Consider the following 13724-nt stretch of genomic DNA (forward strand, 5'->3'; position numbering starts at 1 on the left):
ATGAAGACCTTCTTCCATCGGGACCAGTCCCTGCACGAGCCCCGCACCTACTTCTCACGGGGCGCCATGCGGGCGCCGCAGGAGCTCCCGGCCCGCGCCGCCGCCCTCCTCGCCGCCGCGAGGGGTCTCGGATTCGACGTCGTCGAGCCGGAGGATCGCGGTCTCGCCCCCATCGCCGCCGTCCATGCCCCCGACTACCTCGCCTTCCTCCGGTCGGCCCATGCGGACTGGATCGCTGAAAGCGAGGATTGGGGCGACGAGGTGATGTCGAACATCTTCGTCCAGACCGCGAACCCCGTCGGCATCCTGGCGAAGGCCGCGTGCCACATCGCCGACGGGAGTGCGCCCATCGGGGCGCACACCTACCGGGCCGCCTACGCCTCGGCCCAGTGCGCCGTCGCGGGGGCCGACGCCATCCTGGGGGGCGCGCGGGAGGCCTACGCCCTGTGCCGGCCGCCGGGGCACCACGCCCGGCGCGCCGCCGCCGGGGGCTTCTGCTTCCTCAACAACGCCGCCGTTGCGGCCGAGCGCCTGGCCGGGCGCTTCGCGCGCGTCGCGATCCTCGACACCGACATGCATCACGGCCAGGGCATCCAGGAAATCTTCTACGACCGAAACGACGTCTCCTACGTCTCGATCCACGGCGATCCGACGAACTTCTATCCCGTCGTCGCCGGATACGCCGACGAGACCGGCCGCGGCGACGGTCTCGGCTTCAACCTCAACCTGCCCATGCCGCACGGATCGTCGGAGGACGTGTTCTTCGCACAGCTCGACATCGCCCGCGCGGCCCTCGACCGCTACGCCCCGGACGTCCTGGTCCTGGCGCTCGGGTTCGACATCTACGCCCACGATCCGCAGGCGAAGGTGGCGGTCAGCGCCGCGGGGTTCGAGCGCCTGGGACGGGCCATCGGGGCGATCGGGCTGCCGACCCTGATCGTCCAGGAGGGCGGCTACGCCATCGACAGCCTGTCCGACCTCGCGGGACGGTTTTTTTCGGGGTTTGCCGCCGGCCGATGAGCGCCGCGGCGGGCGAGACGCGGCTTCACCGATCCGGTCGGACGCCGAGGATCGACGCGTCGTCGGGGCCGATGGCGACGCGTCGGAAGCGGACGCCGAAGGTGGCGTCGAGCAGGGGCGAGGTGGCGACCTCATGGGCAGGGCCGTCGAGGACGAGGCGGCCCCGGTCGAGGAGCACGAGCCGGTCGCAATCGCGCACGGCGCGCTCGAGGTCGTGCAGGACGACCACCACCGTGCGGGTGCGGGCATAGGCGGCGAGGCGGCGCAGCAGGTCGATGCGGTGACCGATGTCGAGGCTGGCCCCGGGCTCGTCGGCCAGCAGCACGGGCGGCTCGGCGACGAGCACGGCGGCCAGGAGCGCGCGGGCGCGCTCGCCCCCGGACAGCCGCGACCACGGCCGGTCCATCAGGGCCGCGAGGCCGTGCGCCTCCAGGGCGGCGGGGACCCGCGGGGCCGCACCGGGCGCCCGGCTCGCGCCGAGTTCCACCACCGCCCGCACGGTGTAGTCCCAGGCCGGCTGGAAGCTCTGGGGCAGGTAGCCGATCCGGCGCCCGCGCTCGGCCGCCGGCAGGGCCGCGAGGGCAAGCCCGTCGAGGGTCACCGCACCGGAATCCGGCACGGCGAGGCCGGCGAGGCAGCGCAGGAGGGTCGACTTGCCGGCGCCGTTGGGGCCGATCAGCCCGACGAGGCGGCCGGGCTCGGCCCGGAACGACACGCCGTCGAGGATGCGCGCCGCCCCCACGACGAGGTCATCGGCCGCGAGGACGCTCATGCGCCCATCCGCCGGCGCAGGAGGACGAGGAAGAACGGTCCGCCCGCCGCCGCCGTGATGAGCCCGAGGGGGATTTCCGCCGGGGGCAGGACGGAGCGGGCGAGCCCGTCGCAGACGAGAACGAGGCCGGCGCCGATGCAGGCCGCCACCGGCAGCAGGGCCCGGTGCCGGGGACCGACCCACCAGCGGGCGATGTGGGGGGCGATGAGCCCGACGAAGCCCACGAGGCCGCCATAGGCCACGGCCACGGCGACCACGAAGGCCCCGACGAGGACGGCGCGGCGCAGGAACCGGCCGGTCTCCAGCCCGAAGGCCGCGGCCTGATCGGCGCCGAGGCCGAGGAGGTCGAGGCCGCGGGCGAGGGACAGGCTCGCGGCCAGGGCCATCGCCACGAGGATCGCCAGGAGGCCGAGGCCGGCCCAGGTCGGGGTCTGGATGCCGCCGAGCGTCCAGCTCAGGACCACCTGCAGGCTCACGCTCTCGTCGGACAGGGCCAGCATCAGGAACGATCGCACGGCCCCGAGCATCGCCGCGACGGCGACGCCGGCGAGGAGCAGCCCGGCGGTGTCGCGGGCGCCGTGCGCCACGGCCAGCACCAGCCCGGTCGCGGCCCAGGCCCCGGCGAAGGACAGGCCGCCGAGCGCCAGGCTGGAGGGAAGACCGAGGGGTACGAGAAGGGCGATGGTGGCGCCGATGGCCGCCCCTCCGGCGGAGCCCAGCAGGTAGGGCTCGGCCAGGGGATTGCGGAACACGCCCTGGAAGATCGCCCCGCCGAGGCCAAGGAGCGCGCCGACGAGGCCGGCGGCCAGGATTCGGGGCAGGCGCCACGCGACCAGCAGGCGGGCGCCGAGGTCGGGATCGCCCGCCAGCGCGCGGGCGAGGTCGAGGGGCCCGGCCCAGCGGTGCCCGGCGCAGGCCGCGAAGACGAGGCAGGCCAGAAGCGCCAGGGCGAGGAGGACGGGCCGTCCGATCCCCGCCGTCACGGGGCCTCGGCCGGATGGAGCAGGCCGGCGAGGCGCTCGATCCCCGCGATGGTGCGGGGACCGGGGATCAGGAACTCGGCGCGGGGCACGGCGTGGGCGTGGCCCGTGGTGACGGCGCGCATCCCGGAGAATCCCGGCCGCCCTGCCAGTTCCGCCATCTCGTCCGCCGAACCGGCGAGCAGCAGCACGTCGGGATCGGCGGCGAACACGGCTTCCGGCGAGACCTGGGGCACGCTCCCTCCGGACAGCGCGAAGCAGCCGCCGGCGCGGAGGATGGCATCGCCCGTATAGGTGTCGCGGCGTGCGCTCAGGAGCAGCCCGTTGCCGAGGCGCCCCGTCACCATCACCACCCGCCGGCAGGGACGGGCCGCGACCCGCTCCCGCACGGCCGCGAGGCGGGCGTCGAGACCGGCCGCCAGGGACTCGCCCCGCTCGGGCACGCCGGTGGCGCGTGCCAGCAGGCGCAGGTTCTCCACCACCTCCGCCACGGTGCGGCTCGTCAGCACCAGGGCCGGCACGCCGATCCGCTCCAGGGCGTCGAGGATCTGGTGCACCGCCTGCCGGGCCGGCGTCAGCACGACGAGGTCGGGATCTTGCGCGGCGATGGCCTCGACGGAGAAGCCGAGGCGGCCGCCGACCACCGGCTTGGCGGCTGCCTCCGGCGGGTAGCGGGTGAAGGCGTCGATGCCGACGATGCGCTCTGTGAGGCCGAGGGCCGCGACGAGTTCGGTGTTGGACGAGAAGATCGTGACGATGCGCCGGGGCGGCGCGGGCAGAACCACTGCTCGCCCAAGGGCATCGACCACCCGCACGGGCTCCGCGCCAAGGGGCCCGGCCGCGACCAGCATCGCGAAAAGACCGGTCGCGGCCGCGCGCATCAGAACCGCGCCTGGACGCCGACCTGGAGGTCGCGTCCCGGCGACGAGGTGCCGACGCTGCCGTTGTAGAACCGCAGGTCCGCGAGGGTCGGCGTCTGGCCGGCGATGGCGATGAACAGCGGGTGGTAGTTGGTGTCGAACACGTTGCGGACCTGGGCGAACAGCTTCACGCCGGGCAGGAGGTCGACCTCGCCGCGCAGATTGACGAGGACGAACGGGTCCTTGCGCCAGATGAACTCGCGGTAGGGCTCGGCGGCGGGGACGCGCAGGTTCTCTTCGGTGTTGTACCAGACCGGCCCGTTCAGCACCCCCTGGACCTGGACGGTCCAGGGATAGGGCACGCCGGCCTGGCCGATGCGGGTGCCGAGGGCCAGCTGGTACTGGTAGACGCGCTCGACCCGGTGGGTGTTGGCCGAGGCGACGGTGAGAGAGCCCTCGTCCTTCATGTCGAAGTTGTAGTTGCCGTTGGCAGTGGTCCGCCAGCGCCAGACCTCGGACTCCCAGCCGACGACCTTCAGCATGTCGGTCTCGAACTGCGCCTCCAGGCCCCGGATGACCACGTCGCCGCCGTTGTTGACGTAGTCCGAGGTGTTGGCGTTGGCCGAGCGCGCCCGGGTGATGATCCGGTCGGTGATGGTGTTCTGGAACAGGGCGAGGTCGAGGCGGGCGACGCCGTTGGTGAACGTCGTGCCGATCTCGATCTGCTCGCTGGTCTCGGGCCGGATGTTCGGGTTGCCGAAGATGCGCCCGCCGCCGAGCGTGTTGAAGTCGGCGGCGATCTCCGTGGCCGTCGGCGCGCGGAAGCCCGACGAGGCGCCGATGCGGAACGCGGCCCAGTCGGTGGCCCGGTAGGTGGCGCCGACGGAGTAGGTGGTGGCCTCGTAGGGGCGCGCGCCCGTCACCTGGGCGGCGAGGTACGGCGTCGGGTCGAAGCTCGTGGTGCCGTAGGTCTGGCGCACGCCGGCCCGCAGGGTCACCCGGTCGTCGAACAGGCGCTGGGTGTCCTCGAGGTAGAGGGCGTGGAACTGGTCGGTCTGGTTGTTGTCCTGGGGCGAGACCTGGGCCAGGGGATTGCCCGGCACGCCGACCCGGAACCGGTCCGAGCGCAGGCGGCTGGTCTCCCAGTCCCAGCCGAGCAGGAGGTCGTTGCCCGGCAGCAGGCGGGCGCGCGGCTGAAACCGGGTGCCCTGGATGTCGAGGAATCGGGTGTTGTAATCGGCCGCGGTTCCCGGCGCCGGCAGGTTGGTGCCGCCGCGCTGGACCGGAGAGGCCCACTTGAAGCGGTCCTCGTCGGTGACGCTGTAGGCCTGGGCGAACAGGCTGAAGCGGTCGTCCTCCGTCCGCCCGGTGTAGCTCGCGTCGAACGAGCCGTTGATGCGGTCGTCTTTACTGTAGAGGTTGCCGCCGGAGCCGCGAAAGCCGACGCCGTAGATGCCGTCCGTGCGCAGGCTGAAGTCCAGGCGCTGGTTCGGGTCGATCTGGAGGCCGAGCGCCCCGGTGATGCCCATGCGATTCCACTGGGTGTTGGCCATGCGGCCGCCCCCCGTCCCGGCGAAGTAGTCGTCCCGCTGCGCCCCCGACACACCGAGATAGTAGTCGATGGGCCCGGCCGTGCCGCCGGTCTGGGCGCGGCCCTGTCCGAGGCCCCAGACGCCGCCGATGCCCTCCACCAGGGTGCCGGGCGCCGTGCGGCCGGTCTTCAGGATGACGTTGATGACGCCGCCGATGTTCTGGCTGCCGTAGATCACCGAGGACGGCCCGCGCACGATCTCGATGCGCTCCACGTCGGCGATGGACAGCTTCGACAGGTTGGCGGTGCCGGCGCGCCGGCCGTTCATGAGGACGAGGACCTGGCTCTTGAAGTCCTTGCCCTGTCCGTCCGTGGCGCCGCCGCGGATGTTGATGGAGGTCTGGCCCGGCGTCCATTCCGAGAAGAAGCCCACGGCGTTCTCGGCCAGGAGGTCGGTGATGGATTTGGCCGTCGAGGTCTCGATCATCGCCCGGTCGATGACCTGGACGGTGCCGGCGATCTCGGAGCGCGGCTCGGGCCGGCCGGTGGCGGTGACCACGAGCTGGTCGAGGGTGACCGCCTGCTCGCCCTGCGCTTGGGCGAAGGACACGAGGGCGGTCCCGCCGAGGCAGGCGAGGACGAGGCGGGAGAGGACGCGCACCATCACGAGTGGGTCCTCCACACGAGGACGGCGGAGGTCCGGGCGACGGAGAGGCGATGACCATCGGCGACGGGCACGGCCCGGGCGGCGAGGTGGTCCCGCAACTCGGGTCTACGCGGATCGCCCGGCGGCCAGCCGAGGCGGTCGGCCAGCGAGAGCGCCGTCCGCGCCACGTCGGCGACGACGGCCGTGAAGGTCCAGGCGGTCTCGGCGACGATGGCCGGCCGCTCGGCCGCCGAGAGGCCGCGCAGGACGATGTCGACGCCGGGCGTCTCGTCCTCGCCGTGCCAGGCCTGCGGCAGGCAGCCGGCGAGGCAGATGCCGCGGGGACCGTGCTGGGCCGGGACGACCCAGACCACGCTGCGGCGCGCCCATGTGCGGCAGCGCGCCAGGAAGGCCGCCGGTTCGGTGAGGGGCGCCGGCATGTTGGCGGCGAGCACCGTGTCGGCGCAGGCGGTGGGCAGGCCCGCCGCCTTCCAGCCGCTGCGGACGAGGCGGGGGGCGGGATCGAGGGCCTGCAGACGGCTTTGCATCACGGGGGCGGGCTCGACGACGCTCCAGGCCCGGCCCGGCACCCGCAGGTGCGCACCGAGCTGGCCGCCGCCGGCCCCGATGTCGAGGAGGTCGCCGAGGTTCGGCACGGCGGCGCGGATCAGGGGGGCGACGCGGGCGACGTAGTCGGAGGTGTCGATGCCGGCGGCGTAGCGTTCGAGGGGGTCGACGCCGTCGGGCTCGGGCGAGGCGCCGCCCGATCCCGGCGGCGGCCCATGGTCGAAGCCTTGGGATTCGAAGCCTTGGGATTCATCGAGCCGGTTCGCCCCGGCGGCAGAGAATGGTGTCATCATCGGTCCTTCCCCGAACCTTGCGGGGCTGCCGATGAGGGGGCGCAGGCGCGCGCGGACGGGATGCCGCGCAAGGCATGCAACCCGTCAGGACACCCCGCCCACGAGATACGTTTCAGTCGAGGCAGGTCTCCTGGCTCGCGGGTCGGTGCCATCCGTCTGGTCTTCCCGGTGATGTCTCACCAGTGACGCTGATCGACGGGCGGCTCGCCGCTTACAGTTGCGGGGACAGCTTCGGCCTTGGTGCTCGCGCACCGCACCGAATTCCCTCTTCGCTCACCGTCTTGTGACGGCGAGAACCTTGACTGGCGTTCAAGTGCTGGCGCGGCCCCGTCGATGTCAACGGGCATGACGGGAACGGGATGCGGATAACCGTGATCGAGGGGCGACCGTGGCCGTTGGGCGACGATGGCCCGTGGGCGGTGGAACCGATGGGCCGGCGCCGCCTTGCGGCTCGGACGCGGCGCTTGTATGCGGCTGGATTGGGGAGCCGCGGGCTTCCCGCCCCCTGACTCCGAGAGGGATGGGACGACGATGGCGGGAGCCAATCCGGTCGCGATCATCATGGGCAGCCAGTCCGACTGGGCGACCATGCGCCATGCCGCCGAGACCCTCGACGCCCTCGGCGTCGCCCACACCGACCGCATCGTCTCGGCCCACCGCACGCCCGACCGCCTCGTCGCCTTCGCCAAGGGCGCCAAGGCCGAGGGTTTCCAGGTGGTCATCGCCGGCGCCGGCGGGGCCGCGCACCTGCCCGGCATGACCGCCGCCATGACCCCCCTCCCCGTCCTCGGCGTGCCCGTGGAATCGAAGGCCCTGTCCGGCCAGGACAGCCTGCTGTCCATCGTGCAGATGCCGGCCGGCATCCCCGTCGGTACCCTCGCCATCGGCCGGGCCGGCGCCGTCAACGCGGCGCTCCTGGCCGCCGCCATCCTGGCGCTCACCGATCCGGCCCTCGCCGGCCGCCTCGAAGCCTGGCGCGCCGCGCAGACCGCGAGCGTCGCCGACCATCCGCAAAGCGACCTCCCTTGACCGCCACACCAGAAGTCCAGCCCGGCTCCACCCTCGGTATCGTCGGCGGCGGCCAGCTCGGCCGCATGATCGCCCTGGCGGCCGCCAATTACGGCCTGAAGGTCCACGTCTTCGCCCCCGACGACGACAGCCCGGCCTTCGACGTCTGCGCCATGCGGACCGTGGCGGCCTACGACGACGTCGAAGCCCTGACGCGCTTCGCCGCCGGCGTCGATGTCGTGACCTACGAGTTCGAGAACATCCCGGCCGCCGCCGCCGAGGCGCTCGCCGCCAAGGCCCCCCTCCGCCCCAATGCCGGGGCGCTGGCCACGACGCAGGACCGGCTTGCCGAAAAGACCTTCATCAACGACCTCGGCATCGAGACCGCCCCGTTCCGCATCGTCGATACGCCCGACGACCTCGTGCGGGCCCTCGACGCCATCGGCCGGCCCGCGATCCTGAAGACGAGGCGCTTCGGCTACGACGGCAAGGGCCAGCGCATGATCCGGGCGGAGGGCGACGTCGACGCCGCCGCGATCCTGGCCGAGTTCGACGGCGCCCCCTGCATCCTCGAGGGCTTCGTGCCGTTCGAGGCCGAAATCTCCGTGGTGGCCGCCCGCGGCCCCGACGGGGCGTTCGCCGCCTACGAGCCCTGCGCCAACGAGCACCGCGACCACATCCTCGCCGTCACCCGCGTGCCCGCCCCCGGTATCGCGCCGCAGACCGAGGCCGCCGCCATCGGCATGGCCCGGCGCATCGCCGAGGCTCTGGACTATGTGGGCGTCCTCGCCGTCGAGATGTTCCTGGTGCCGCAGGGCGACGGCCCGGCCCGGGTGGTGGTCAACGAGATCGCCCCGCGCGTCCACAATTCCGGCCACTGGACCATCGAGGGCGCCATCACCTCGCAATTCGCCCAGCATGTCCGCGCCGTCTGCGGCTGGCCGCTCGGCGACCCCGCCCGCGTCGGCGGCATGGCTGTCGAGATGCACAACCTCATCGGCGACGAGGTGTCGGACTGGGCCGGCCTCCTGGCCCAGTCGAGCGCGCACCTGCACCTCTACGGCAAGGGCGAGGCCCGGCCCGGCCGCAAGATGGGCCACGTCACCCGCCTTCTTCCGAAAACCTGATCGTCTCGCGAGTGTCCTCATGACCGACCTCAGCCTTGCCGCCGCCCAGACCCTCGTCGCAAAGGCCCTGGAGGCCGGCCGCGCACACGGCCTGAAGCCCCTCGTGGTGGTGGTGTTCGACGCCCGCGGCGCCCTCAAGGCCCTGGCGGCCGAAGACGGCACGTCCCTGCGCCGAGCCGAGATCGCCATGGGCAAGGCCAACGGCGCCCTGGCCCTGGGCCTCGGCTCGCGCGCCATCGCCAAGCGCGCCGAGGCCGACCCGACCTTCATCGCCGCCGTGAGCCACCTCGTCGGTCCGGCCGCCCTGGTGCCGGTGCCGGGCGGCGTCCTCATCCGCCACGGCGACACGCTGCTCGGCGCCGTCGGCATCTCCGGCGACACCTCCGACAACGACGAACTCTGCGCCGTCGCCGGCATCGAGGCGGCGGGGTTTGTCGCGCAGACCGGCGCCTGAGACCGGCCGGCGATGCGCTCCGTGCCTCGCCGGACGATCCCCATCGAGCGGCCTGAACGTCGCATTCCGACCTGTTGGGGCGAGCGCTGGGCGTCTCTCCTTCTAGGGAGGACGATCGCTGATGAGGATGGCGGTCTACCCTCCGCAGACGCGCACCGTCGAAGGAGCGAAATTCCCGGTGCGCATCCCCTCTCCCCGCGTGCGGGGAGAGGGACGCGTCTCCCCCTCGTCGGGGAGCGCGTCGAGGCGGCAGCCGACGGTGAGGGGGCGCGTCCGGAAGAGTCTCATCCGACGAAGCCCCCTCACCCTCGCTCCGGCTTCGCCTGCGCTTGCCGCAGGCACGACGGGGTGCCTGCGGCCCTCTCCCCGCAGGCGGGGAGAGGGGGATGCGCGCCTGCGGTCCGCGCGACGGGCCGAGGGCTGATGCGAGCGCAATTCTCCATCTGTGACGGCATTACCCGGAAGGATTGGGGACGTGTCGCGCTCCGCCGTGTCTCCGCGAAGGCGGCATGACACCGGCCCCGCACCGCCGCCACTGCCTGGCGGGGCTCGCCGCCGCGGCCCTCGTCCGCCCGGTAGAGGCCGCGCCCGCCGGGCTCTACCGGCGCGGGAACGACGCCGATCCCGGAACCCTCGATCCGCACAGATCCTCGACGGTGGCCGAGGCGCACATCCTGCGCGACCTCTACGAGGGCCTGCTCACCTACGACAATCACGGCCGCATCGTCCCCGGATGCGCCGAGGCCTGGACCGTCTCCGACGACGGCCTGACCTACGGCTTCACCCTGCGCGAAGCCGCGCGCTGGTCGAACGGCGATCCGGTGCTGGCCGCCGACTTCGTGTTCAGCTTGCGCCGCATCCTCGATCCGGCCCTCGGGGCGAAATACGCCGAAATCCTCGCGCCGATCCGCAACGCCGTGTCGGTCAATGCGGGCCATGCCGCGCCCGACACCATCGGAGTCGCGGCGCCCGCCCCCCGCACCCTTGAGATCACCCTGGAGCGGCCGACCCCGTATTTCCTCGAACTCCTCACCCATTCCACCGCCCTGCCGGTCCATCCGGGCACGGTGCGGCGCTTCGGCGACGCCTTCACCCGGCCCGAAAACGGCGTCTCCAACGGCGCCTACCTGCTGCATGAGAGCGTGCCCAACGACCGCGTCACCCTGGCCCGCAACCCGCATTTCCACGCGGCGGCGGACGTCGCGATCCCCCGCGTCGCGTTCCTGCCGACGCCGGACCTCGCCAGTGCCGTGCGCCGCTACGCCGGCGGCGAGATCGATTCGCTGGCCGACCTGCCCGGCGACCAGATGGCCTCCCTCCGGGCGCGGTTCGGCGCGCAGGTGGTGCTCGGACCGTCGCTCGGCCTCTACGCCCTGGCCCTCGACACCCGCCGGGCGCCGTTCGACGATGTCCGGGTCCGCCGCGCCCTGTCCCTGGTCATCGACCGCGAGTTCCTGGCCCAGCGCCTGTGGGGCGAGACCATGGACCCGGCCTATTCCCTGTGCCCGCCCGGCCTCGACCACTACCGGACGCCGCCGGACCTCGCCGGCCGCGACGCCCTGCCCATCGACCGCGAGGACGAAGCCCGCGCGCTTCTCGACGCGGCCGGCTTCGGGCCGGGCAGGAAGCCCCTCGCCATCGAGTACCGCTTCAATGCGAGCGACAACAACCGCAACACGGCGGTGGCCATCGCCGAGATGTGGCGCGGCATCGGCGTCGAGACGCGCTTCACCTACACCGACGCCAAGACCCACTTCGCCTACCTGCGCGACGGCCGACCTTTCGGTGTGGCGCGAATCTCCTGGGTCGCCGACTATTCCGACCCCCAGAACTTCCTGTTCCTGCTCCAGGGCGGCAACGACACCCTCAACCCCGGCCACTACGCCAACCCGGACTACGACGCCCTCATGCGGGACGCCGCCGCCGAGACCGACCTCGCCCGCCGGGCCGACCTGCTGTTCCGGGCCGAGACCATCGTAGTGACGGACCTGCCGTGGATTCCGGTGATGCACACCCGCTCGAAGGCCCTGATCAGCCCGCGCCTCACGGGCTATCACGCGAATCTCCGCAACGCCGCGCCGACGCGCTTCCTGAGGCTGGAGGCGTGATCGGCTTCGTCCTGCGCCGGCTGCTGCAGGCGGTCCCGACCCTGTTTGCCGTGGTGACGATCAGTTTCTTCCTCGTCCGCCTCGCCCCCGGCGGGCCGTTCGACCTGGAGCGCCCCCTGGCCCCGGCCGCCATGGCGGCCCTGCGAAGGACCTACGGCCTCGATCAGTCCCTTCCGGTCCAGTATCTGCGCTACCTCGGCGCCCTGCTGCAGGGCGATTTCGGCCCGTCCTTCTCGTTCCGCGACCTCGGCGTCGCCGAACTCCTCGCCCGCGGCCTGCCCGTCTCCATGACTATCGGCGGCCTCGCCCTCGTGCTGGCACTGATTCTCGGCATCGGCCTCGGCACCGGAGCGGCGCTCCGGCCGGGCGGCGCCCTCGACCGGGTGGTCGGCTTCGGCGCCGGCCTCGGCCTCGCGGTGCCGACCTTCGTCGTCGCGCCCCTGCTCCAGATCGTGTTCGGCCTCGCGCTGGGCTGGCTCCCCATCGCCGGCTGGGAGGGCGGCGCGGCGCGCCACCTCGTCCTGCCGGTCCTGACCCTCGCCCTGCCCCAGGCCGGCATCCTCGCCCGCCTCACCCGGGCGTCCCTGCGCGAGACCCTCGCCCTGCCCCACATCCGGACCCAGCGCGCCATGGGCCTGCCGGCGCACCGCATCGCCCGCCATGCCCTGCGCGCCGCCCTGCTGCCCGTGGTGGCGATCCTCGGCTCCACCGCCGCCGCCCTGCTCACCGGCTCGGTGGTGGTCGAGACCCTGTTCGGCCTTCCCGGCCTCGGGCGCTACTTCGTCGATGGCGCCCTCAACCGCGACTACACCCTGGTGATGGGCACCGTGGTGCTGGTGGGCGTCTTCGTCGTGGTCCTCAACCTCGCCGCCGACGTCGCCTGCGCGTTGCTCGACCCGCGCCTGCGGACCGCCCCATGAGGCGGGTGGTTCAGCGCCTCGTCCGCGACCGGGCCTCCCTGGCCGCCCTCGGGTTCCTCGTCGCCATGGCCCTCGCGTGCCTCGTCGGTCCGAGCCTCACCGGCCATGCGCCGGGGCGGATCTACCCCGACCTCGTCGGCACCGCGCCGGGCCTCGCCGCCCATCCGCGCCCCGAGACGGTGCGGCCGGCCCTGGACCGGCTCGCGTTCCGCATGCGTGTGACGGTGGCGGCCGTCACGTTCCGGGATGGAACGGCGCGCGTGACACTCGACGCGCCGAAGCTCATCGACCCGCGCGTGCTGACCTACCTGCCCCGCTCCGACCTGTTCGGCCCGGCGACGATCCTCGAACGGTCCGAGGACGGACGCCGACTCGTCGTCGCCGCACCCGTGCTGCGACGGTTTTTCTTGCTCGGCACCGACGGCCTCGGGCGGGATCTCCTCACCCGCAGCCTCGTCGCCGGCCGGGTCTCCCTCGCCATCGGCCTCGTCGCCACGGCCGTCGCCCTCGTCATCGGCCTCGTCTACGGGGCCGTGGCGGGCTACGCCGGCGGACGCCTCGACGCCGTGATGATGCGGGCCGTCGACGTGCTCTACGCCCTGCCGTTCGTGTTCTTCGTCATCATGCTGCTGGTGTTCTTCCCCGCCGGCCTCGGCCTCATCCTGGTGGCCATCGGCACCGTCGAATGGCTCGACATGGCCCGCATGGTCCGGGCCCAGACCCTGTCCCTGCGCCGGCGCGACTTCGTCCGGGCCGCCGAGGCCTTCGGCCTGTCCGCCCCGCGCATCCTCGCCCGCCACATCGTGCCCAACACCCTCGGGCCCGTGGCCGTGGCCGCGACCCTGCTGGTGCCGCGGGTGATCCTGCTGGAGAGCTTCCTGTCGTTCCTCGGACTCGGCGTCCAGGAGCCGGAGACGAGCTGGGGCGCCCTCATCGCGGAGGGCGCGCGCGCCCTCGAATCCGCCCCCTGGATGCTCGCTGTCCCGGCGGCCTTCCTCGTGGCGACGCTCCTGGCCCTCAACGTCCTGGGCGATACCCTGGGCAAGGCCCTCGACCCGCGCCGCGACGGCCTCACCGCCCCGCCGTGAGCCCCGGATAGACCACCCGCACGGCGCGCCGCTCCCCCGGCGCTTCGGTCTGCGCATCCGCTCCGTCGCGCGATGCGCGCGGCGGCGTGCCCGTCGATCCCGTCGTGGTCACGTCGGTGGGGCGCAGGCGCCACCACTCGAACCCGGACCGGGCGAGGTCCTCCGCACCGGAGGACCGGGCGGACCCGACGAGAACGAGGGCGGCGAGGAGGGCGGCGAGGCCGGCACGGGAGATCATGGGGGAGGACGCATCCGGAACGAGGATGCCATTTCACCCGGCGGCGATGAAAGCTTGGCGGAACCGTTGGCGACTTCGGCGGATTGCCCACACCTGTCCCCCAATACGCTTA

The 13724-nt window shown here is 73.0% G+C and carries 13 protein-coding genes and 1 riboswitch; of the genes, 7 read left to right on the forward strand and 6 right to left on the reverse strand.

What is annotated here, in order from left to right; translation table 11 throughout:
- Entirely contained in the window at window positions 1–1020 is a 1020-nt protein-coding gene (locus ASF28_RS13940) for a histone deacetylase family protein (RefSeq protein WP_056093497.1), read from the forward strand.
- Between the two features lie 25 nt (window positions 1021–1045).
- Here ASF28_RS13940 and ASF28_RS13945 read toward each other — a convergent pair whose 3' ends face one another.
- Genes ASF28_RS13945 through ASF28_RS13965 form a run of 5 tightly spaced genes read right to left on the reverse strand, consistent with a single transcriptional unit; the run spans window position 1046 to window position 6669 of the window.
- Window positions 1046–1792 carry an ABC transporter ATP-binding protein gene (locus tag ASF28_RS13945; protein WP_056093499.1) on the reverse strand — a complete coding sequence of 249 codons (747 nt, stop codon included), beginning with the start codon at window positions 1790–1792 and terminating at the stop codon, window positions 1046–1048.
- Window positions 1789–2775 (reverse strand): FecCD family ABC transporter permease, encoded by a 987-nt coding sequence (locus ASF28_RS13950; protein WP_056093502.1) that lies wholly within the window; start codon window positions 2773–2775, stop codon window positions 1789–1791. The genes ASF28_RS13945 and ASF28_RS13950 overlap by 4 nt, the downstream gene beginning before the upstream one ends.
- Entirely contained in the window at window positions 2772–3653 is an 882-nt protein-coding gene (locus tag ASF28_RS13955; RefSeq protein ID WP_056093505.1) for an ABC transporter substrate-binding protein, read from the reverse strand. Before ASF28_RS13955 ends, ASF28_RS13950 begins: the two co-directional genes overlap by 4 nt.
- Window positions 3653–5827, reverse strand: coding sequence for a TonB-dependent receptor (locus ASF28_RS13960; protein WP_056093507.1), 2175 nt, complete (start codon window positions 5825–5827; stop codon window positions 3653–3655). Before ASF28_RS13960 ends, ASF28_RS13955 begins: the two co-directional genes overlap by 1 nt.
- Window positions 5827–6669: a class I SAM-dependent methyltransferase gene (locus ASF28_RS13965; protein WP_056093509.1), complete on the reverse strand. Its 843-nt coding sequence runs from the start codon at window positions 6667–6669 to the stop codon at window positions 5827–5829. The genes ASF28_RS13960 and ASF28_RS13965 overlap by 1 nt, the downstream gene beginning before the upstream one ends.
- A 103-nt stretch (window positions 6670–6772) precedes the next feature.
- A riboswitch (cobalamin riboswitch) is annotated at window positions 6773–6985 on the reverse strand.
- A gap of 215 nt (window positions 6986–7200) precedes the next feature.
- Between ASF28_RS13965 and purE the strand changes: the two genes are divergently transcribed.
- From purE to ASF28_RS13995, 6 genes are all read left to right on the forward strand, one after another.
- On the forward strand, window positions 7201–7698 hold the full coding sequence (gene purE, locus ASF28_RS13970; protein WP_056093512.1) for a 5-(carboxyamino)imidazole ribonucleotide mutase: 498 nt from the start codon (window positions 7201–7203) through the stop codon (window positions 7696–7698).
- The gene (locus ASF28_RS13975) at window positions 7695–8804 is read left to right on the forward strand and encodes a 5-(carboxyamino)imidazole ribonucleotide synthase (protein WP_056093515.1); all 1110 of its coding nucleotides are present in this window, start codon (window positions 7695–7697) and stop codon (window positions 8802–8804) included. The genes purE and ASF28_RS13975 overlap by 4 nt, the downstream gene beginning before the upstream one ends.
- Before the next feature lie 19 nt (window positions 8805–8823).
- On the forward strand, window positions 8824–9258 hold the full coding sequence (locus ASF28_RS13980; RefSeq protein ID WP_056093518.1) for a GlcG/HbpS family heme-binding protein: 435 nt from the start codon (window positions 8824–8826) through the stop codon (window positions 9256–9258).
- A 509-nt stretch (window positions 9259–9767) separates the two neighbouring features.
- Complete coding sequence (locus ASF28_RS13985) at window positions 9768–11366, forward strand: peptide ABC transporter substrate-binding protein (RefSeq protein WP_056093520.1); 1599 nt, start codon at window positions 9768–9770, stop codon at window positions 11364–11366.
- The gene (locus ASF28_RS13990) at window positions 11363–12286 is read left to right on the forward strand and encodes an ABC transporter permease (RefSeq protein WP_056093522.1); all 924 of its coding nucleotides are present in this window, start codon (window positions 11363–11365) and stop codon (window positions 12284–12286) included. The genes ASF28_RS13985 and ASF28_RS13990 overlap by 4 nt, the downstream gene beginning before the upstream one ends.
- The gene (locus tag ASF28_RS13995; RefSeq protein ID WP_056093524.1) at window positions 12283–13374 is read left to right on the forward strand and encodes an ABC transporter permease; all 1092 of its coding nucleotides are present in this window, start codon (window positions 12283–12285) and stop codon (window positions 13372–13374) included. Before ASF28_RS13990 ends, ASF28_RS13995 begins: the two co-directional genes overlap by 4 nt.
- Here the strand turns inward: ASF28_RS13995 and ASF28_RS14000 are convergent.
- The gene (locus ASF28_RS14000) at window positions 13358–13612 is read right to left on the reverse strand and encodes a hypothetical protein (protein WP_056093527.1); all 255 of its coding nucleotides are present in this window, start codon (window positions 13610–13612) and stop codon (window positions 13358–13360) included. The two genes, ASF28_RS13995 and ASF28_RS14000, sit on opposite strands and share 17 nt — an antisense overlap.
- Window positions 13613–13724: the final 112 nt, after the last annotated feature.

The organism is Methylobacterium sp. Leaf99 (assembly GCF_001422375.1).
GTDB lineage: Bacteria > Pseudomonadota > Alphaproteobacteria > Rhizobiales > Beijerinckiaceae > Methylobacterium.

What these genes read in the sequence shown, in the direction of transcription:
- ASF28_RS14000 (WP_056093527.1), bottom strand. Translation starts at nt 13,612, where the DNA reads ATGATCTCCCGTGCCGGCCTCGCCGCCCTCCTCGCCGCCCTCGTTCTC.
- ASF28_RS13955 (WP_056093505.1), bottom strand. Translation starts at nt 3,653, where the DNA reads ATGCGCGCGGCCGCGACCGGTCTTTTCGCGATGCTGGTCGCGGCCGGG.
- ASF28_RS13945 (WP_056093499.1), bottom strand. Translation starts at nt 1,792, where the DNA reads ATGAGCGTCCTCGCGGCCGATGACCTCGTCGTGGGGGCGGCGCGCATC.
- ASF28_RS13980 (WP_056093518.1), top strand. Translation starts at nt 8,824, where the DNA reads ATGACCGACCTCAGCCTTGCCGCCGCCCAGACCCTCGTCGCAAAGGCC.
- ASF28_RS13965 (WP_056093509.1), bottom strand. Translation starts at nt 6,669, where the DNA reads ATGATGACACCATTCTCTGCCGCCGGGGCGAACCGGCTCGATGAATCC.
- ASF28_RS13940 (WP_056093497.1), top strand. Translation starts at nt 1, where the DNA reads ATGAAGACCTTCTTCCATCGGGACCAGTCCCTGCACGAGCCCCGCACC.
- ASF28_RS13985 (WP_056093520.1), top strand. Translation starts at nt 9,768, where the DNA reads ATGACACCGGCCCCGCACCGCCGCCACTGCCTGGCGGGGCTCGCCGCC.
- purE (WP_056093512.1), top strand. Translation starts at nt 7,201, where the DNA reads ATGGCGGGAGCCAATCCGGTCGCGATCATCATGGGCAGCCAGTCCGAC.
- ASF28_RS13995 (WP_056093524.1), top strand. Translation starts at nt 12,283, where the DNA reads ATGAGGCGGGTGGTTCAGCGCCTCGTCCGCGACCGGGCCTCCCTGGCC.
- ASF28_RS13960 (WP_056093507.1), bottom strand. Translation starts at nt 5,827, where the DNA reads ATGGTGCGCGTCCTCTCCCGCCTCGTCCTCGCCTGCCTCGGCGGGACC.